A 19,155-nucleotide genomic window follows, 5' to 3' on the forward strand; every position below is an offset into this window, starting at 1 on the left:
ATCTTCGATTTTGCAATTCAAATTGCAGAAACCATCGCCCCACCAAGTTTTTTGCCTTCCGACGCACCTCGCCCGTTGTAAATTCGTCGAGATACTTCAAAGGCTTTTTCAGAATTCTGCCAAATGGTAAGGGTCTCAATCTGCGCCCTCCGAAATGACTTGGCCACTTCCGCGCAAGCCGCAGAGGGATTTGAGAAATCGCCCAAGTCTCTGTAAAGGTTTCCTGATTGGCGGAACAATACTGCATGCACAGGCCCATCGCGAAGTAGGCAAACATCATTAATCTCATCAAGAGAGATAACGGTTTTCCTGCTTTGGGCTCGGTTTCTAGAGAGGGCCAAAGATATAAGACCGAGAAGTCCGCCGATGGCCAGTGCATAGAGCATTTGTTACCCCTTCACCGCCTTCACGATCTTCTCCGCCGCATCCGACAGATCGTCCGCCGCGATCACGTCGAGACCTGATCCGTTGAGGATCGCCTTGCCCTTCTCGACATTCGTGCCTTCGAGCCGGACGACGAGGGGCACCTTCAGGCCCACCTCCTTGACCGCCGCCACCACGCCCTCGGCGATCACGTCGCAGCGCATGATGCCGCCGAAGATGTTGACCAGGATGCCCTTCACGTTCGGGTCGGACGTGATGATCTTGAACGCCTCGGTCACCTTCTCGCGGGTGGCGCCGCCGCCCACGTCGAGGAAGTTGGCCGGCTCCGCACCGTAAAGCTTGATGATGTCCATCGTCGCCATCGCCAGCCCGGCGCCGTTGACCATGCAGCCGATCTCGCCATCCAGCGCGATGTAGTTCAGGTCGTATTTCGACGCGGCCAGTTCCTTGGGGTCTTCCTCGGTCTCGTCGCGCAGCGCCAGGATGTCGTCGTGGCGGTAGAGCGCGTTGGAATCGAAGGCCATCTTGGCGTCGAGGCATTTCAGATCGCCCGCGTCGGTCACCACCAGCGGGTTGATCTCGATCATCTCGCAATCCTTGTCGAGGAACAGCTTGTAAAGCTGGCCGATCAGGGTCGAGCACTGCTTGATCTGCTTGCCCTCCAGCCCCAGCGCAAAGGCGATGCGGCGGCCGTGGTAGGGCTGATAGCCGGTCACGGGGTCGATGGTGAAGGACAGGATGCGGTCGGGCGTCTTGGCCGCGACCTCCTCGATATCCATGCCGCCCTCGGTGGAGCAGACGAAGGCGATGCGCGAGGATTGCCGGTCGATCAGCATGGCGAGGTAAAGTTCGCGCGCGATGCCCGAGCCGTTCTCGATATAGACGCGACCGACCTGCTTGCCCACGGGGCCTGTCTGGTGGGTGACCAGCGTGCGGCCCAGCATCTTTTTGGCCTCTTCGGCGGCCTCGCCGATCGACTTCGCCAGCCGCACGCCGCCCTTCTCGCCCGCCTCGGGTTCGACGAAATGGCCCTTGCCGCGGCCGCCGGCATGGATCTGCGCCTTGACGACCCAGAGCGGCCCGTCGATCTCACCCGCGATGGTCTTGGCCTCTTCGGCCCGGGTCACGACATGGCCGTTCGACACCGGCGCGCCATAGCTGCGCAGCAGAGCCTTGGCCTGGTATTCGTGGATGTTCATCAAGCTGTCCCGTGCTGGTGCGATTTGTCGCGTCTAAGCATGGAACGGGCCGCAGTGGAACGGTTTTCGGCGGGCGTTGGCCGGATTTCGCCAAGTTTCTGGCGTTTGTGATCACGCCCGAGAAAAGTGTGATCACAAAGCGGTCCGGCCGTCCCCGCAGGGCCCGGCGCGGTATGCTGCGGCGCATCCCCGCCCGGGCCCGGGAACGGAAAGGGGCCGGTCGCGGCGGACCGGCCCCCCGATGCTGACGCCGGCCGTCAGGCCAGTGTTTCGTCGATTCCCTTGCAGGCCTCGACCAGACCCCTCACCGCGTCCACCGACTTGTCGAACATCTCCTGCTCGGCGCGGTCGAGCTTGATGTCGACGATCCGCTCTATGCCGCCGGCGCCGATGATCGTGGGCACGCCGACATACATCCCCTTGAGGCCAAGCGCCCCGTCGACCCAGGCCGCGCAGGGCAGAAGCCGCTTCTGGTCCTTCAGATAGGCCTCGGCCATCTCGATGGCGCTGGTCGCGGGGGCGTAATAGGCCGACCCGGTCTTGAGCAGGCCGACGATCTCGGCACCGCCGTCGCGGGTGCGCTGGATGATCGCGTCCAGCTTTTCGCGGGTGGTCCAGCCCATGTCCACCAGATCGGGCAGCGGCACGCCGCCCACAGTGGAATAGCGCGCCAGCGGCACCATCGTGTCGCCGTGCCCGCCCAGGACGAATGCGGTGACGTCCTTCATCGACACGTTGAATTCCAGGCTGAGGAAGTGGCGAAAGCGCGCGCTGTCCAGCACGCCCGCCATGCCGACCACCTTTTCGGGCGGCAGGCCGGAATATTGCTGCAGCGCCCAGACCATCGCGTCCAGCGGGTTGGTGATGCAGATCACGAAGGCGTCCGGCGCGTTGTCGCGGATGCCCTCGCCCACGGATTTCATCACCTTGAGGTTGATGCCCAGCAGGTCGTCACGGCTCATCCCCGGCTTGCGCGGCACGCCGGCGGTGACGATGCACACATCCGCCCCGGCGATGTCGGCATAGTCGTTGGTTCCCTTCAGCCGGGCGTCGAACCCTTCGGAGGGGCCGGATTCGGCGATGTCCAGCGCCTTGCCCTGCGGCACCCCGTCGGCGATGTCGAAAAGTACGACGTCGCCCAGTTCCTTGATCGCGGCGAGATGGGCGAGCGTTCCGCCAATCTGCCCCGCGCCGATGAGCGCGATCCTGGGTCTGGCCATGTGTCTGGTCCCTGATCAGTTGTTTTCGGCGCGATGGGTAAGGCTTTGGCGCCGCTCGCGCAAGGCCGCCGCGGCGCGGGGCGGGGGCGGGCCGCGGTGCCGCGGGGCGGGCAAGCCGGGCAAAGCGCTTGTGATGCAAGGGGTTCAGGGGGGGCGTGGCCGGGGATTTCCGTGGGCCCGGTGTGCCCCGACAGGACCGATCCCGCGATGCCGGTCCGGGCACGGGGGTCTTTGTCCGCGCGGGGCGTCGGCTGATTCTGGCGGGGGCAAGGACGCCCGCCCGGCCGCGCGGGCCGGGCGGGCAGGGGGGGGCGCTCAGGCGCCTTCGCCGGGGATCAGGGTCTCGGCCAGCGCCTGATAGGCCTCGCCGCTGGCGATCAGGCATGTGGTGCCAGAGGCCATCGTGCCGGTGATCGTCCAGCTGCCGGTTTCGGCATTGGCGAACAGTTCCACCACGGCGTTGTTGGCCGCCAGCCCCATCGCCTGGCGCGACTCGCCATAGCGGTCGGCCAGCAGGGCTATGACCGCCTCGCGCGGGCCGCATTGGCGGGGGCTCTCGGCCGGGGCCGGGCCGGGCAGGGCCAGGATCAGGGTGGCAAGGGCAAGGTGGCGTTGCATGGGGTCACTCCTGCGGGGGGATGGGTGTCGGCTCAAGCCTGCGCGAGAAATCCCAAGAAACGCCTATACCGGCGTACGCCGTTTTCTGCGGCGCGGCATAAAAGGGGTTGCGCAATATGTCCTGGCTGTGGTGTCTGGCGCAACAAAATGACCCGAGGGGAGAATCAATGGATCTTCGCGCCCGCCCGTTCCGTTCCGTCCTCTACATCCCGGCCTCGAAGGCGCGGGCGCTGGAAAAGGCCAAGACGCTGCCCGTGGATGCGATCATCTTCGACCTGGAGGATGCCGTCGCCGCCGAGGAGAAACCGGCCGCCCGCAAGCTGCTGGCCGAGATGCTGGCCGAGGGCGGGTTCGGGCCGCGCTTCTGCATCGTGCGGATCAACGGGCTGGATACCGAGTGGGGCGCCGACGACGTGGCCGCGCTGCGCGGGGCGGGGGCGCATGCGGTTCTGCTGCCCAAGGTCGAGACCACCGCGCAACTGGATGCGCTGGGCGACGCGATCCCGGGGGTGGAACTCTGGGCGATGATGGAAACCCCGCGCGGCGTGCTGAATGCCGACGCGCTGGCCGCCCATCCGAGGCTGGGCGGGTTCGTGATGGGGACCAACGACCTGATCAAGGAACTGCGCTGCCGGCCGCGCCCCGACCGGATGCCGCTGCTCACCAGCCTCGGCCAGTGCCTGCTGGCCGCGCGCGCCCACGGCATCGTGGCGATCGACGGGGTCTATAACGCCTTCCGCGACGAAGAGGGGCTTCGGGCGGAATGTGCGCAGGGCCGCGACCTGGGCTTTGACGGCAAGAGCCTGATCCACCCCGACCAGGTCGCCGCCGCCAACGCCGTCTTCGCGCCCACCGTGGCCGAGATCGACCTGTCGCGGCGCCAGATCGCCGCCTTCGACGAGGCGCGCCGGAAGGGTCTGGGGATTGCCGTGGTGGATGGCCGGATCGTCGAGAATCTGCATATCGTCACCGCACGTGAAACGCTGGCCAAGGCGGCAGCGATTGCGGAACTGGAGACTGTGACATGACCCTTATCATCCTTGGCGTTCTGCTCTGGAGCTTTGCCCACCTGTTCAAGCGGCTGTTCCCCGGCCCGCGCGCGGCGCTGGACGAACGGCTGGGCGCGGCCTCGAAGATCATCTTCGCGGTGCCGCTGGTGCTGTCGGTCGTGCTGATGGTGATGGGGTATCGTGGCAACACCGCGCCCGAGATCTATCAGACGCCCGGTTTCATGGTGCATGCGAACAACACGCTGATGCTGCTGGCGGTGGTGTTCTTCGGGCTGGGCAATTCGAAAAGCCGGGCGCGGCAACTGTTCCGCCACCCGATGCTGTATGGTTTCGCCACATGGGCGGTGGCGCATCTGCTGGTCAATGGCGATCTGGCGTCCATCGTGCTGTTCGGCGGCCTGCTGATCTGGGCGATTGCCGAGGTCGTGCTGATCAACGCCAAGGAGCCGGTCACGCACTGGCGCGGCGGCAGCCTGGGGGGCGACATCAAGCTCGGGGTGATCTCGATCCTGCTCTATCTCGTCATCATCTGGGTGCATAACTGGCTGGGCGTCTGGCCGCTGCCGCTGCCGAGTGCCGGGTGATGCGCGCCTATCGCTTGCTGACCGAGGACGATACCGCCGCCTTCTGCCACAAGGTGACCGAGGCGCTGGCCAAGGGGTGGGAGCTTTACGGCTCCCCCGCCTATGCCGCGGACCCCGAGACGGGCCGGATGCGCTGTGCGCAGGCGGTGATCAAGGATGTGACGGGGGAATATGCCCCCGGCCTCAAGCTGGGAGAGTTGTAAGGTTCATGGTCAAGACCAACCCGGGCCGTTTCTTCGAGGATTACCATGTCGGGCAGGTGATCGCGCATGCGGTGCCGCGCACCGTTTCTGGCGGCGAACGCGCGCTTTACCACGCGCTTTATCCGGCGCGGCATGCGCTTTATTCCTCGGACGCCTTCGCGCAATCCTGCGGGCTGCCGAACGCGCCGATGGACGACCTGATCGCGTTCCACACGGTGTTCGGCAAGACCGTGCCCGACATCAGCCTCAACGCCATCGCCAATCTCGGCTATGCCGAGGGGCGCTGGCACCGGCCGGTCTGGCCCGGCGATACGCTGCGGTCCGAGTCCGAGGTGATCGGGCTGAAGGAGAATTCCAACGGCAAGTCGGGGGTGGTCTGGGTCCGGACCCGGGGTCTGAACCAGAAGGGCGACCTGGTGCTGGACTATGTCCGCTGGGTGATGGTGCGCAAGCGCGATGCGGACGCGCCCGCGCCCGAGACGGTGGTGCCGGAACTGGCCGACAGCGTGGCGCCGGGCGATCTGGTGGTGCCCGATGTGCTGACTTTCACCGGCTATGATTTCACTCTGGCGGGCGAACCGCATCGCTGGGGCGATTACGCCGTGGGCGAGATCATCGACCACGTGGATGGCGTGACGGTCGAAGAGGCCGAGCACATGCTGGCCACCCGGTTGTGGCAGAACACCGCCAAGGTGCATTTCGACGCCACGGTGCGCGAGGATGGCAAGCGGCTGATCTATGGCGGCCATGTCATCAGCCTGGCCCGCGCGCTGTCGTTCAACGGGCTGGCCAACGCGCAGATGATCGTCGGCCTGAACGCGGGCGCGCATGCCAATCCCTGTTTCTCGGGCGACACGGTCAAGGCCTGGACACAGGTGCTGGACAAGGCCGAAACCGCCGCGCCGGGCGTGGGCGCGCTGCGGCTGCGGCTGGTCGCGGTCAAGGCGGGCGGCCTGCCAGGGGTGCTGCGCGGCGAGGACGGCAGATACCTGCCCCATGTGCTGCTTGACCTCGACTACTGGGCGCTGATTCCGCTTTGACCGGCGGGCGCCGGGATTTGTGATCACTTGGTGCTTGGCTGTGATCACAAAGGGTGGATTTTTCGCGCCCGCAGCGAAAAATCCACCCCGAATCCCGGTCGAAGCCGTGACATGGATGCAAAAACCGTTATCACATCTGCCCATAGCTGCGCCCCAGGACAAGAGGGATCCCATGGCTGACTTCAACCGCGGAAACCGGCCGCTTTCCCCGCATCTTCAGGTCTATCGCCCGCAGATCACCTCGGTGACCTCGATCTTTACCCGGATCACCGGCAACGCGCTGATCGTGGCGGCGATCCTCATCGTCTGGTGGTTCCTCGCCGCGGCCAAGGGCCCCGAGGCGTTCGCCCGCGCCGACTGGGTGCTGACCTCGTGGATCGGCGACCTGGTGATGACGCTGTCGGTTTGGGCGCTGTGGTATCACACCCTGGCGGGCATCCGGCACGTGATCTGGGACGCGGGCCGCGGGCTGGAACTGAAGACCGCCGAGCGGCTTGGGCTGGCCGTGATCGGCGGCTCGGCCCTGCTGACCCTGCTTACCATCATCGTCGTCTGAGGGGGCCGATCATGCGTTACATCACCGCCCGCAAGCGCGCCCTGGGGCTTGGTTCGGCCAAGACCGGGACAGAACATCACTGGTTCATGATCGTCAGCGGGATCGCGCTGGTCGGGCTGGTCCTGGCCTTCGTGCTGATCTTCGGCCGGGCGCTGGGCAGTTCGCACGAAGAGGTGGTCGCCACCTTCTCGCGGCCGTTCCCGGCGATCGTCGCGCTGCTGACCATCTGGGTCGGCATGGCCCATTTCCGCAAGGGTGCGCAGACCGCGATCGAGGATTACAGCCGCGGCATCACCCAGAAGGCGCTGCTGATCCTGACGATCTGTGTCAGCTACTCGGTCATGGCGGCCGGTCTTTACGCGGTCCTCAGGATCGCGATCTGAATCTACGGAGAGCAGGGCACATGGCCGCTTACGAATACGAGACGCATGACTACGACGTGGTGGTGGTGGGCGCCGGCGGCGCCGGCCTGCGCGCCACTCTGGGCATGGCCGAACAGGGCCTCAGGACGGCCTGCATCACCAAGGTCTTCCCGACCCGGTCGCATACCGTGGCCGCCCAGGGCGGCATCGCCGCGTCGCTGGGAAACATGGGCCCCGACCACTGGCAGTGGCACATGTACGACACCGTCAAGGGCTCCGACTGGCTCGGCGACACGGACGCGATGGAATACCTCGCGCGCGAGGCGCCCAAGGCGGTCTATGAACTGGAACATTACGGCGTGCCGTTCTCGCGCACCGAAAAGGGCAAGATCTACCAGCGCCCCTTCGGCGGGCACACGACCGAGTTCGGCGAGGGCCCGCCAGTGCAGCGCACCTGCGCCGCGGCCGACCGCACCGGCCACGCGATCCTGCACACGCTGTATGGCCAGAGCCTGAAGCAAAAGGCCGAGTTCTTCATCGAGTATTTCGCCATCGACCTGATCATGTCCGAGGACGGCGTCTGCCAGGGCGTGGTGGCGTGGAAGCTGGACGATGGCACGATCCACGTCTTCGCCGCCAAGATGGTGGTGCTGGCGACCGGCGGCTACGGCCGGGCCTATTTCAGCGCGACCTCGGCCCATACCTGCACCGGCGATGGCGGCGGGATGGTGGCGCGCGCGGGGTTGCCGCTCCAGGACATGGAGTTCGTGCAGTTCCACCCCACCGGGATCTACGGCGCCGGGTGTCTCATCACCGAGGGCGCCCGCGGCGAGGGCGGCTATCTGACCAACAGCGAAGGCGAGCGTTTCATGGAACGCTACGCCCCCACCTACAAGGACCTTGCCTCCCGCGACGTGGTTTCCCGCTGCATGACCATGGAGATCCGCGAGGGCCGGGGCGTCGGCCCGAACAAGGACCACATCCACCTGAACCTCAGCCACCTGCCGCCCGAGGTGCTGGCCGAACGCCTGCCCGGCATTTCCGAAAGCGCCAAGATCTTTGCCGGGGTCGATGTCACCAAGCAGCCGATCCCGGTCCTGCCGACCGTCCATTACAACATGGGCGGCATCCCGACGAACTATTGGGGCGAGGTGCTGAATCCGACGCCCGAAAACCCCGACAACATCGCCCCCGGCCTGATGGCGGTGGGCGAGGCCGGCTGCGCCTCGGTGCATGGCGCGAACCGGCTGGGGTCGAACTCGCTGATCGACCTGGTGGTGTTCGGCCGCGCCGCTGCGATCCGGGCCAAGGACGTGGTCGACCCGAAAACGGCGGTGCCCACCCCGAACAAGGCGTCCATAGACGCGGCGCTGTCCCGCTTCGACGGGCTGCGCCATGCAAAGGGCAGCCTGCCGACCGCCGATCTGCGGCTGGAAATGCAGAAGACGATGCAGGCCGATGCCGCCGTCTTCCGCACCGACAGGACACTGGCCGAGGGCTGCCAGAAGATGGCCGCCGTCGCGGGCAAGATGGACGACATCAAGGTCACCGACCGGTCGCTGATCTGGAACTCGGACCTGATGGAGACGCTGGAACTGACCAACCTGATGCCCAACGCGCTGGCCACCGTGGTCGCCGCCGAGGCGCGCAAGGAAAGCCGCGGCGCCCATGCCCACGAGGATTACCCCGACCGCGACGATGCCAACTGGCGCAAACATTCGCTGGCCTGGGTCGAGGGGCCGGCCGTGCGCCTGGCCTATCGCCCGGTCAAGCTGGAACCGCTGTCGACCGCCGAAGAGGGCGGCATCGACCTGAAGAAGATCGCGCCCAAGGCGCGGGTTTACTAAAATGTGGCCGTTCAAAAGGCGGCTATCGAGCTACCGTTGGCGGGTAAGTTTCTTCAAACTTGATGAGAAACGAGGATACGAAGTCGTAAGTGACAGCTTTCCGAAGATTCTAGGCTATCTTCAGGGTACGTTGGATCAGGCCAGTGGTATTGCAGACGGTTGGTCTGTTCAGGTCGAAAACCGATCCGGAGTTGGTCTGAACGTTACAGATGAACTTTTTGATGAATCTGAACCATCCAAGGCCCTGTTTAAACAAGCAATGTTCCTTGATGGGACCAAAGACTATGCCAGAGAAGAGCCGCGCTTTATCGAGTATCAGCCGACAGGGAAAAGAAGGGAACTTCCAATCTTTAAGCATGATGATCGCTCAATCGAGGAACGTCTACGAGCGGCGAGTGCTGACGAGCCGGAAGACGAAAAGCCCAATATCTTCTCAGTGCTCCGTGAAGCTCTGTTGAAACAGTAATCCTCGATTGTAGGAACGCGAAATGGTCGAACTGACGCTTCCCGCGAACTCGGTGATCCGCACCGGCAAGACTTGGCCGAAACCGGCGGGCGCCACCAATGTCCGCGAATTCCGCATCTACCGCTGGGATCCGGATACCGGCGAAAACCCCCGCGTCGACAGCTATTTCGTCGATCTCGACGCCTGCGGGCCGATGGTCCTGGACGCGCTGATCAAGATCAAGAACGAGATCGACCCGACGCTGACCTTCCGCCGCTCCTGCCGCGAGGGGATCTGCGGGTCCTGCGCGATGAACATCGACGGGATCAACACGCTCGCCTGCACCTACGGCATGGACGAGATCAAGGGGCCGGTGAAGATCTATCCCCTGCCGCACATGCCCGTGGTCAAGGACCTGATCCCGGACCTCACGCATTTCTACGCCCAGCATGCAAGCGTGATGCCCTGGCTGGAAACCGAAAGCAACGAACCGGCCAAGGAATGGCGCCAGTCGCCCGAGGACCGCAAGAAGCTGGACGGGCTCTACGAATGTATCATGTGCGCCAGTTGTTCGACGGCGTGTCCGTCCTACTGGTGGAACGGCGACAAGTATCTCGGCCCCGCCGCGCTGCTGCACGCCTATCGCTGGATCATCGACTCGCGCGACGAGGCCACGGGCGAGCGGCTGGATGCGCTTGAGGATCCGTTCAAGCTCTACCGCTGCCACACCATCATGAACTGCACCAAGACCTGCCCCAAGGGCCTGAACCCGGCCAAGGCGATCGCCTCGATCAAGAAGATGATGGTGGAACGCGCGATCTGAGGCAGGAGAGGGAACGGTGCGGGTCTTCGGGGCAGATTTCACCTCGGCGCCGTGCCCAGGCAAGCCGATCACGCTGGCGCGCTGCAGTCTGGAGCGCGACAGGCTTGTCTGCGATGGTTTCGACCGGATCGAAACTCTTGACAGGTTCGAGGCGGCGCTGGTCGCACCCGGTCCCTGGGTAATGGGGGCGGATTTTCCCTTCGCCTTCGCCCGTGGCTTGCCGACGGCGCTTGGCTGGCCAGAGGGAGACTGGCGTGCCTTCGCCGCGCATCTTGCCGCGATGGACCGAGTGACCTTCGAAACGGCGCTGACCGATCACCGGAACGCTCAACCCGCGGGGCGCAAATACCTCTTTCGGCAGTTGGACCGGCGGACGGGGGGCGCAGCGCCCAACAACATAGTCAATCCCCCGGTGGGCAAGATGCTGTTCGAAGGGGTTAGGCGGCTCTACGCCGCCGGGGTGTGCTTGCCCGGACTCGCCCCGGGTGACCCCGAGCGGCGCGTTGTCGAGGCCTACCCGGCCGTCAGTGTCCATTCTCTCATTGGCCCCGGTCGTTACAAGGATGGTCGACCTGCCACGCGAACCGAGGAGGCAACGCGGCGGCGCGCGCTGCTGGCTGCTCTCGCAGGGGATGCAGGGGGCCTTCGCTTCGGGTTCGTCACCCAGGCACCGTCCGACTTCGCCGACGACGACATTTCCGGCGACCTGATCGACGCGCTGGTCTGCGCGGTGCAGGCAGCCTGGGCGTATCGCGCGGGGCTCACAGAGCGGGAGGGGCCGGGCGCGCGCGGCGCGGCGTTTGATCCGGCCGAGGGCTGGATCGCGGATCCCGAGGCGTTCCATCCGCCGTTTGCATCGTCGACAGAACCCAACACCCTCTCCGGCGCCGCCGACCGCCGCGCCGCACCCCCGGTGATCTGCTACCCGCCCGGGACGCTGCCCGCCCCGGACATGTCGCTCTACGCCGCCGCGCGTGCGGGCGCGGCAAGGACCGGCGCGGTGCTGGTGCCTGCGCGCGAGGCGCGCTGTTTCCGCGTGCCGGCCGGGCAGTTCTTCCGCATCACCTGCCCCGAGGGGCCGCAGGTGGGCGACCTGAACCTCTGGGCCGCGGCCGACCTGTCGGAACGGTTCTATTCCGGCAAGACCCGCGCGCTGCACGGCACGCACCTGACCGTTGGCCACCGGCTGTGGTCGTCCTTCCCGACGCTCCGGCCGATGGCTACGATCACCGCCGACACGCTGGGCTGGTACGGGTTCGACGCCGATGGCGCCGGGGTGCATGACGTGATCGGCACCCGCTGCGATCCCTATACCAACGCGCTGCTGACCGGGGCGCAGTATCACCACCACTGCCATTCCAACCTGATCCGCGCTCTGGCTGCCGAGACCGGGATGGGCGCCGCTGGCGCCGAATCTCATGTCCACGACGTGTTCAACGTCTTCATGTGCACCGGCTTCACCCGCGACACGCACCAGTATTTCACCAAGGCCAGCCCCGTGCGCGCGGGCGACCATGTCGAGTTCTTCGCCGAGATCGACCTGCTGGGCGCGCTCAGCGCCTGCCCCTGGGGCGATTGCGGCACGAACAGCCCGGCCAGCGCCGCCTGCCACCCGCTGCTGGTCGAGGTCTTCACGCCCGCACCCGGCGTGCTCGACGGCTGGACGCCGCCCGCGCCGAACCGCTACGACCAGAGCCACGGGCTCTGAGCCCCGTCCCTTCTTCTTGGGATAAATACTCATGGCACGCCGTGGCCACCGGCGGGCCGCGGGTCAGGCGAAGGCCGCCTCCAGCGCGATCTCGACCATGTCGCCAAAGCTGCGCTCGCGGTCCCCGGGGGGCATCGCCGCTCCGGTTGGCAGGTGGTCCGACACCGTCAGCAGCGCCAGCGCGCGGACGCCGTGGCGCGCGGCGAGGATGTAAAGCTCGGCCGCCTCCATCTCGACGGCCAGTACGCCGTGGCGGGTCATCTGTTCGTTCAGATCCGGGCGTTCGTCATAGAACACGTCCGAGGAATAGATGCCGCCGACATGGGCCGTGATGCCTCGCGCGACCGCCGCCCGGTGCGCCGCGGCCAGCAGGCCGAAATCGGCGCAGGGGGCAAAGTTCAGCTCGCGGAAGATCGCCGCCGAGGGGGTCGAAACGGTCGAGGCCGTCATCGCCAGCACGAGGTCGCGCAACTTCACATCGTGTTGCATCGCGCCCGCCGAGCCGATGCGGATCAGCGTCCTGGCGCCATAGTCGCGGATCAGTTCGTTGACGTAGATCGACAGCGACGGCATGCCCATGCCGGTGCCGTGGATGGTGACGCGGTTGCCACGCCAGTTACCGGTAAAGCCCAGCATGCCGCGCACCCGGTTCACGCAGACCGCATCGGTCAGGAAGGTCTCGGCCGCCCATTTCGCCCGCAAGGGATCGCCGGGCAGCAGCACGGTTTCCGCGATCTCGCCCGGGGCCGCGCCGATATGGATGGTCATCTGGCCACCTTCCTTGCCTGTGCAGAGCTGGCGGAGGGTGCGGGCGCGGCGGCGGGGCAGGGCGCCGTCATTGCGCGGCGGGGGCCTCGGCGCCGGTGGTCAGCACGCCGTTGCGCCAGGTGCCCGAGCGTACTTCGCCATCGGAATAGCGCATGACGCCCTCGCCCTCGTACTTGCCCATGGCAAAGGTGCCCTCGTAGACGTCGCCATTGGCGTAGGTCGCGGTGCCCTGGCCGTCGAACTTGCCGTCCTTCCAGCCGCCGGTATAGCTGAACCCGTCCTGCATGGTGATCGTGCCCTGGCCCTCGCGCTGGCCCCGGACGAAGCCGCCCGAATAGACCGAGCCATCGGCATAGGTCGCCGTGCCCTCGCCGTGGCGCAGCCCGTTCTGCCAGTCGCCGGTATAGGCATAGCCGCCCGCATGGGTCATCGTGCCCTGGCCGTCATAGGCGGCGTCCTTGAACGCGCCCTCATAGACCAGCCCGTTGGGGAAGGTCGCCTTGCCCTGGCCCTCGATCACGCCGGCCTTCCACGCGCCCTCGTAGGTGGACCCGTCGGCATAGGTCACCTTGCCGGTGCCGTCCGGCAGATCCTCGCGGAACTGGCCGACATAGACCGACCCGTCGGGATAGGTCAGTGTTCCCGTGCCCTCGATCCGCCCCGCGACCCAGTCGCCCTCATAGCGATAGCCGTCGGCGCCGCGGAACACGCCCTTGCCGTGGCGCTTGTCGTTCCGGTATTCGCCTTCGTAGACGTCGCCATTGGCATAGGTGACCTTGCCCGTGCCGTGCCGTTCGCCGTTGACGAACAGCCCCTCGTAGATATCGCCATTGGGCTGGGTGAGTGTGCCGAGCCCGTTCATCTCGCCATCCTTCCAGGCGCCGGCATAGGTCAGCCCCTCGGGCGTGGTCAGCGTGCCCTTGCCGGCGCGCTGGTTCTGCTTCATCTCGCCTTCGTAGACGCGCCCGCCGGGATAGGTGATCCTGCCCTTGCCCTCCTTGACGCCGTTGACCCAGGTGCCCTCGTAGACATAGCCGTTCGGGCTGGTCATGGTGCCGACGCCATGGTGTACGGCGTTGCGGAAATCGCCTTCATAGCGCACCGCGTTGGCATAGACGGCGACACCGGTGCCGGTGATCTTGCCGTCCTCCCACTCGCCCTCGTAGGTGCCGCCATCGGCAAAGGTGATCTTGCCCAGGCCATGCGGCTTGCCGTCCAGGAACTGGCCCTCGTAGACCGATCCGTTGACCAGCCGGGCGATGCCCTCGCCCTCGATCCGGCCGTCGATCCATTCGCCGGTGTATTCATAGCCGTTCGGCAGCCGGTAGGTGCCGCGCCCGTGCTGCTTGCCGTCCTTGAAGGTGCCCTCGTAGATGCCGCCATCGTCATATTGGCGGGTGACGACATCGCCCCCGTCCTGCGCCGCCGCGGCCCCCGCGCCCAGAAGGACGCCCGTCACCGCCAGACGTGCCAGTGCCTTGCCAGCCTTGTGCACCCGAGCCCCCTCTGCCGTGCCCCGATCTTGTGAAAGCGCCCAAACCGTAATTGAGCGGGGCGGGGCTTACAACGGTTTTCGCCATATCCCGGCTTTCACTTGCCCGTCAGTCTGCTAAGTCACGGACGTGCATCACGGGGACGCCCATGGCCGAGAGGTTTCGCCTGACACTGGCGCAGTTGAACCCCACCACGGGGGCGCTGGCCGAGAACGCCGCAAAGGCCCGCGCCGCCTGGGACGAGGGGCGCCGCGCGGGCGCCGACATGGTCGCGCTGCCGGAGATGTTCCTGACCGGCTACCAGGTGCAGGACCTGGTGCTGAAACCCGCCTTCACCGCCGATGCCATGGCCCATGTCGAGGCGCTGGCCCGCGACTGCGCCCAGGGCCCCGCGCTGGGGATCGGGGCGCCCTTCGCCGCGCACGGGCATCTCTACAACGCGTATTACATCTGCCAGAACGGTGCGGTCGCCGCCCGCATCTTCAAGCACCACCTGCCCAATGACGGCGTGTTCGACGAGATGCGCGTCTATGACAGCGGGCCGATCAACGGGCCCTATGCGGTGGGTCCGCTGCGCATCGGCACGCCGATCTGCGAGGATGCATGGTTCGAGGACGTGGCCGAGGCGCTGGCCGAGACCGGGGCCGAGATCCTGCTGGTACCGAACGGCTCGCCCTATTACCGCGACAAGTTCGATCGCCGGTTGTCGATCATGGTCGCCCGCGTGGTCGAGACCGGCTTGCCGCTGGTCTATCTCAACCTCGTGGGCGGGCAGGACGACCAGGTGTTCGACGGCGGCAGCTTCGTGCTGAATCCGGGCGGCCAGCTCGCGGTCAAGATGCCCGTCTTCGACGAGGCGCTGACCCATGTCGATTTCACCCGTACCCCGCAGGGTTGGCGCGCCGAAACCGGGGCGCGCGCGGTTCATCCCGACGCATGGGAGCAGGACTACCGCGCGATGGTGGCCGCGCTGGGCGATTACCTGCGCAAGAGCGGGTTTTCCCGTGTGCTGCTGGGGTTGTCGGGCGGTGTCGATTCCGCACTGGTGGCCGCCATCGCCGCCGATGCCATTGGCTCCGAGAACGTCCGCTGCGTGATGCTGCCCTCGGAATACACCTCGGCCGCCTCGCTGGAGGATGCCGCCGCGGTCGCCCGTGCGCTGGGCTGCCGTCTGGACGAGGTGCCGATCGACGGGCCCCGCGCCGCGGTGGCCGAGGCGCTGGCGCCGCTTTTCGCAGGCACCGCGCCCGACGTGACCGAGGAGAACATCCAGTCCCGCCTGCGCGGGCTGATCCTGATGGCGCTGTCCAACAAGTTCGGCGAGATGCTGCTGACCACCGGCAACAAGTCCGAGGTGGCGGTAGGCTATGCCACGATCTATGGTGACATGGCGGGCGGCTACAACCCGATCAAGGATCTCTACAAGACCCGCGTCTTTGAAACCTGCCGCTGGCGCAACGCCAATCACCGCGACTGGATGCAGGGTCCGGCGGGCGAGGTGATCCCGCCCCGCGTGATCGACAAGCCGCCCTCGGCCGAGCTGCGCGCCGACCAGAAGGACGAGGACAGCCTGCCGCCCTATCCCGTGCTGGACCGCATCCTTCAGGGCCTGATCGACAACGAGAAATCGGTGGCCGATCTGGTGGCCGGGGGCTTTGACCGCGAGACCGTGCAAAAGGTCGAGCGGCTGATCCATCTCAGCGAATACAAGCGGTTCCAGTCGGCGCCGGGCGCCCGCCTGACGCCGCGCGCGTTCTGGCTGGACCGCCGCTATCCCATCGTCAACCGCTGGCGCGACCCGACCTGAGCCCGGCGCGGGGCCGGTGCCGGCTCAGCCGATCTGCCCCCGGCCCGAGGCGCGGGTGCGCTGTTGCCATTGCCGAAAGGCCCGCGCCTCGATCTTGAGGGCATCGCGCGGCCCGGACCGGCGCAGCATGTCGACTGCGCGGCCCAGCGCGTCGGCGTCGACATCCCACTTCTTCGCCACTTCCTTCAGCAGGCTCTGGCCGTCGATGTCGAACCCGCGCGCCATGGACCATTCGGCAATCCGGCAGAAATCCTCGGCCGCCGTCTCCAGCCTGATCCGGTCGGGGGTGAACGGGGAAACCGAGGGGATACCCCGCAGGTCGGGCTCGGCATCGAAGGCGCCCGACAGCCAGCCAGCCAGCGCGTCCAGCGTCCGCCGCGACGGCCGCGTCTCGGCCACAAGCAACGCTATCAGGCCCGAGAGATCCCCCTCGGCCGCGCGCCAGACCTCGACCGGGTCCGAGAACTCTTCAATCATAGCCGCCCCCTTCGGAAGCAGGAGCGAAGGATGCGCCCGAACGGCCGCGCCGTCATTGATGGAGATCAATCCACCCGCGCGCGGCCCCGGGGGCGCGATCACGCGGCGGCGATCGCAGTCACCATGCAGCGGGCGAGCAGCGCCTCGGTGTCCTCGCGGGTGCACAGGGCGGTGGCGTCGGTCATCACCGCGGCGCTGGCCGCCGCCGTCCCCCAGCGCAGGGCGGTTTCAAGATCCTCGCCGCGGGCCAGCGACAGGGCGAAGGCGCCCAGAAAGCTGTCGCCCGCCCCCACCTTCGAGCGCACGGGAACCGGCGGCGTCGCCGCGTGCAGCCGCAGCCCTTCGGCTGCCAGCACCGACCCGTCCGAGCCGCGCGCGACCGCCACCACCGTGGCTATGCCGCGTTCCACCAGTCCGGCCGCGAAAGTGGCGCTCTCGGCGCGGGTCTCCAGCGTCCGGCCCGCCAGCGCCTGCGCCTCGCTCCGATCCATCCGCAGCAGAAAGGGCGGGGCGTCGGTGCCCTCGGCCAACCGGATCAGCGCCGGGCCCGAGGTGTCGACGATCAGCCGCGCGCCGCGTTTCGCAAGCTTGCTGCCGATGCAGCAGGCGATGTCGTCGGGCACCCCCCGCGGCACGCTGCCCGACAGCACCACATAGCCGTTCTCGGGCACCGAGGTGGTGATCGCCGCAAGGATCGCCTTCAGCCCCGCCGCGTTCCATTCCGGCCCCGGCAGGACAAAGCGGTACTGCTCACCGGTGCCCGCGTCGGTCACGGCAAGGCTGAGCCGCGTCTCGCCCGGGGCCTGCAACGGGATCAGCCGGATTCCCTCGCGTTCCAGCAGGGCGCGCAGCTTGTCGCCGTTATGCCCGCCCAGCGCCACCAGCGCCCGGCTTTCGCCCCCCAGCAGCCGGATCGCCCGCGCCACGTTGATGCCGCCCCCGCCCGGATCGGTGACCGGGGCCGCGCAGCGCAGCTTGTCGCCCGGCACGACATGGGCGACCGAGGTCGACAGGTCCACGGTCGGGTTCAGCGTGACGGTCAGGATGTCGTCCATGGCCCCCCGGGGTCTGGCTGGCAGGTTGCCGGAGAGTGCCACCCCCGGCCCGGCCCGCCAACCCCGTATCGGGTCGCAGCGCGGTCATCCGCCCACGCCGCGCCCGCCGCCGGTGCCTCAGCCCAGCATCATCTGATAGCTGGCGGGGACATAGCGGAACCCGTCCCCCCGCGTCTCGACAAAGCCGAAGCCGGGAAACGGCATATGATAGCCGACAAAGGGCATCCTGTCGGCCGCCAGCATGTCCAGCAGCCGCCGCCGCGTCGCCGCCGCTTGCCCCTTGTCGCGGTCGAACCGCACCTCCCAGTCGGGATAGCCCAGCGACCACACATAGTGGTTGGCGAAATCCGCCCCGATCAGCAGGCTCTTGCCCTCGCTTTCCAGTACATAGGCCATGTGCCCCGGCGTGTGCCCGAAGGCCGCCATCGCGGTGACGCCCGGGGCGGGGCTGCCGCCATCGTCCAGGAACGTCATCTTCTCGGCCAGTGGCCGCACCTTGGCCTCGAAAGTCTCGTCGCCCGCCATGTCCCAGGCGTCGAACTCGACCTGGCCGGTGTAATAGGCCGCATTGGCAAAGGTCTCGCCGGCGGCGCCGGACAGCCCGCCGATATGGTCGCCATGCATGTGGGTGATCACCACCTTGTCGACCTGGTCCGCGGAATACCCCGCCGCCGTCAGCGCGGCCGAGGTGCCCTCGGGCGTCAGCCCGGTGTCGAACAGGATCAGTTCGGACCCGGTATTGACCACGGTCGGGGTAAAGAAGAACTGCGTCTTGTCCGCCGGGATCATGTTCGCCGCCGACACCGCGGCAAAGTCCTCGGGGCTGGCGTTCATCCCGAAGATCGTCTGCGGATCCTCGACGGTGCGGGTGCCCGCCAGCAGCGTGGTCACCTCGATCCCGCCCAGGGCAAAGCGGTGGAACGGCGGCAGCGCCGCGCCCAGCATCGGGGCCGTGGCGCGGGCCGGGCGGGCGGCGGCCACCAGCGGCAGCGCGGCGCCCGCCATCAGCGCCTGGCGGCGGGTGAATGTCATCTCGGTCATCGGGCATCTCCCTTGTCTGCTCCCGGGGGCAAGCATAGCGGGATCGGCACTGCTTTCCATGTCAACACGCCGCGAGCGCGGCCCGCAATGCGGCGGACGCTATTCCCACCAGCGGTCGATCGTGGCGATGTCGTCGTCGGACCAGCCGAAATGATGCGCGAATTCGTGCACCAGAACATGGGCGACCAGCGCGGGCAGGTCCACGTCCTCGCGTTCGATCCATTCGTCCAGGATCGGCCGGCGGAACAGCCAGATCGTGTCGGGCCGGTCGGGCTGGTCCATCACCGATTTCTCGGTGAGCGGGATGCCGTCGTACAGCCCGGTCAGTTCGAACGGATCGTCGATCTCCATCTCGGCCAGCACGTCGTCGGCGGCGAAATCCTCGACCCGGATCGCCACAGTCCTCGCCGGGCCACGGAACGGCTCGGGCAGGGCGTCGCGTGCCGCGAAGGCCATGGCGGCGATCTCGTCCAGACTGGGGGGCGTTGTGTGGGGGTGCATGTCCGTCTCGGCGG

At 67.0% G+C, this 19,155-nt stretch carries 21 protein-coding genes and 1 pseudogene; 12 read left to right on the forward strand and 10 right to left on the reverse strand.

Features of this window, described 5'->3' with window-relative positions; translation table 11 throughout:
* Nucleotides 1-17: 17 nt before the first annotated feature.
* From EV655_RS07900 to EV655_RS07915, 4 genes are all read right to left on the reverse strand, one after another.
* Nucleotides 18-386: a hypothetical protein gene (locus EV655_RS07900; protein WP_132543567.1), complete on the reverse strand. Its 369-nt coding sequence runs from the start codon at nucleotides 384-386 to the stop codon at nucleotides 18-20.
* A 3-nt stretch (nucleotides 387-389) separates the two neighbouring features.
* Nucleotides 390-1,583: an ADP-forming succinate--CoA ligase subunit beta gene (sucC, locus tag EV655_RS07905; protein ID WP_132543569.1), complete on the reverse strand. Its 1,194-nt coding sequence runs from the start codon at nucleotides 1,581-1,583 to the stop codon at nucleotides 390-392.
* A gap of 257 nt (nucleotides 1,584-1,840) precedes the next feature.
* Nucleotides 1,841-2,803, reverse strand: a complete 963-nt coding sequence (gene mdh, locus EV655_RS07910) for a malate dehydrogenase (protein ID WP_132543571.1) — start codon at nucleotides 2,801-2,803, stop codon at nucleotides 1,841-1,843.
* Nucleotides 2,804-3,118: 315 nt separating this feature from the next.
* On the reverse strand, nucleotides 3,119-3,421 hold the full coding sequence (locus tag EV655_RS07915; RefSeq protein ID WP_132543573.1) for a hypothetical protein: 303 nt from the start codon (nucleotides 3,419-3,421) through the stop codon (nucleotides 3,119-3,121).
* Nucleotides 3,422-3,588: 167 nt separating this feature from the next.
* On the opposite strand from EV655_RS07915, the gene EV655_RS07920 reads away from it, so the two are divergent.
* From EV655_RS07920 to EV655_RS18855, 11 genes and pseudogenes are all read left to right on the forward strand, one after another.
* Nucleotides 3,589-4,449, forward strand: coding sequence for an HpcH/HpaI aldolase/citrate lyase family protein (locus tag EV655_RS07920; RefSeq protein ID WP_132543575.1), 861 nt, complete (start codon nucleotides 3,589-3,591; stop codon nucleotides 4,447-4,449).
* Nucleotides 4,446-5,015: an NnrU family protein gene (locus EV655_RS07925; RefSeq protein WP_132543577.1), complete on the forward strand. Its 570-nt coding sequence runs from the start codon at nucleotides 4,446-4,448 to the stop codon at nucleotides 5,013-5,015. Before EV655_RS07920 ends, EV655_RS07925 begins: the two co-directional genes overlap by 4 nt.
* Nucleotides 5,015-5,218, forward strand: coding sequence for a DUF1737 domain-containing protein (locus EV655_RS07930; protein WP_132543579.1), 204 nt, complete (start codon nucleotides 5,015-5,017; stop codon nucleotides 5,216-5,218). The genes EV655_RS07925 and EV655_RS07930 overlap by 1 nt, the downstream gene beginning before the upstream one ends.
* Nucleotides 5,219-5,223: 5 nt before the next feature.
* Nucleotides 5,224-6,258 carry a MaoC family dehydratase gene (locus EV655_RS07935; RefSeq protein WP_132543581.1) on the forward strand — a complete coding sequence of 345 codons (1,035 nt, stop codon included), beginning with the start codon at nucleotides 5,224-5,226 and terminating at the stop codon, nucleotides 6,256-6,258.
* A gap of 172 nt (nucleotides 6,259-6,430) precedes the next feature.
* Nucleotides 6,431-6,814 carry a succinate dehydrogenase, cytochrome b556 subunit gene (gene sdhC, locus EV655_RS07940; RefSeq protein WP_132543583.1) on the forward strand — a complete coding sequence of 128 codons (384 nt, stop codon included), beginning with the start codon at nucleotides 6,431-6,433 and terminating at the stop codon, nucleotides 6,812-6,814.
* Between the two features lie 11 nt (nucleotides 6,815-6,825).
* Nucleotides 6,826-7,197 (forward strand): succinate dehydrogenase, hydrophobic membrane anchor protein, encoded by a 372-nt coding sequence (locus EV655_RS07945; protein ID WP_132543585.1) that lies wholly within the window; start codon nucleotides 6,826-6,828, stop codon nucleotides 7,195-7,197.
* 20 nt (nucleotides 7,198-7,217) lie between these two features.
* Nucleotides 7,218-9,023 carry a succinate dehydrogenase flavoprotein subunit gene (gene sdhA, locus EV655_RS07950; protein WP_132543587.1) on the forward strand — a complete coding sequence of 602 codons (1,806 nt, stop codon included), beginning with the start codon at nucleotides 7,218-7,220 and terminating at the stop codon, nucleotides 9,021-9,023.
* Nucleotide 9,024: 1 nt separating this feature from the next.
* Nucleotides 9,025-9,489: a hypothetical protein gene (locus EV655_RS07955; protein ID WP_132543589.1), complete on the forward strand. Its 465-nt coding sequence runs from the start codon at nucleotides 9,025-9,027 to the stop codon at nucleotides 9,487-9,489.
* A 22-nt stretch (nucleotides 9,490-9,511) separates the two neighbouring features.
* Nucleotides 9,512-10,291 carry a succinate dehydrogenase iron-sulfur subunit gene (locus EV655_RS07960; protein ID WP_132543591.1) on the forward strand — a complete coding sequence of 260 codons (780 nt, stop codon included), beginning with the start codon at nucleotides 9,512-9,514 and terminating at the stop codon, nucleotides 10,289-10,291.
* 421 nt (nucleotides 10,292-10,712) lie between these two features.
* Nucleotides 10,713-11,039 (forward strand): annotated as a pseudogene (locus EV655_RS19085) (DUF429 domain-containing protein); the annotation flags it as partial.
* A 165-nt stretch (nucleotides 11,040-11,204) separates the two neighbouring features.
* Nucleotides 11,205-11,999: an urea carboxylase-associated family protein gene (locus tag EV655_RS18855; RefSeq protein ID WP_243645029.1), complete on the forward strand. Its 795-nt coding sequence runs from the start codon at nucleotides 11,205-11,207 to the stop codon at nucleotides 11,997-11,999.
* A gap of 63 nt (nucleotides 12,000-12,062) precedes the next feature.
* Here the strand turns inward: EV655_RS18855 and deoD are convergent, their stop codons facing one another.
* Both deoD and EV655_RS07975 read right to left on the reverse strand, forming a co-directional pair.
* Complete coding sequence (gene deoD, locus EV655_RS07970) at nucleotides 12,063-12,767, reverse strand: purine-nucleoside phosphorylase (RefSeq protein WP_132543595.1); 705 nt, start codon at nucleotides 12,765-12,767, stop codon at nucleotides 12,063-12,065.
* Nucleotides 12,768-12,834: 67 nt separating this feature from the next.
* Nucleotides 12,835-14,262: an MORN repeat-containing protein gene (locus EV655_RS07975; RefSeq protein ID WP_132543597.1), complete on the reverse strand. Its 1,428-nt coding sequence runs from the start codon at nucleotides 14,260-14,262 to the stop codon at nucleotides 12,835-12,837.
* A gap of 146 nt (nucleotides 14,263-14,408) precedes the next feature.
* Between EV655_RS07975 and EV655_RS07980 the strand changes: the two genes are divergently transcribed.
* Nucleotides 14,409-16,067: an NAD+ synthase gene (locus EV655_RS07980; RefSeq protein ID WP_132543599.1), complete on the forward strand. Its 1,659-nt coding sequence runs from the start codon at nucleotides 14,409-14,411 to the stop codon at nucleotides 16,065-16,067.
* Nucleotides 16,068-16,091: 24 nt separating this feature from the next.
* Here the strand turns inward: EV655_RS07980 and EV655_RS07985 are convergent, their stop codons facing one another.
* The 4 genes from EV655_RS07985 to EV655_RS08000 all read right to left on the reverse strand — a co-directional run bounded on the left by EV655_RS07985 (nucleotide 16,092) and on the right by EV655_RS08000 (nucleotide 19,141).
* A complete protein-coding gene (locus EV655_RS07985) occupies nucleotides 16,092-16,544 on the reverse strand; it encodes a hypothetical protein (RefSeq protein WP_132543601.1) in 453 nt (150 codons plus the stop codon).
* Between the two features lie 98 nt (nucleotides 16,545-16,642).
* Entirely contained in the window at nucleotides 16,643-17,599 is a 957-nt protein-coding gene (locus tag EV655_RS07990) for a 1-phosphofructokinase family hexose kinase (protein WP_132543603.1), read from the reverse strand.
* A 117-nt stretch (nucleotides 17,600-17,716) separates the two neighbouring features.
* Complete coding sequence (locus EV655_RS07995; protein ID WP_132543745.1) at nucleotides 17,717-18,631, reverse strand: MBL fold metallo-hydrolase; 915 nt, start codon at nucleotides 18,629-18,631, stop codon at nucleotides 17,717-17,719.
* A gap of 108 nt (nucleotides 18,632-18,739) precedes the next feature.
* Complete coding sequence (locus EV655_RS08000; RefSeq protein WP_132543747.1) at nucleotides 18,740-19,141, reverse strand: metallopeptidase family protein; 402 nt, start codon at nucleotides 19,139-19,141, stop codon at nucleotides 18,740-18,742.
* Between the last annotated feature and the right edge of the window lie 14 nt (nucleotides 19,142-19,155).

The organism is Rhodovulum euryhalinum (genome assembly GCF_004342445.1).
Classification (GTDB): domain Bacteria; phylum Pseudomonadota; class Alphaproteobacteria; order Rhodobacterales; family Rhodobacteraceae; genus Rhodovulum; species Rhodovulum euryhalinum.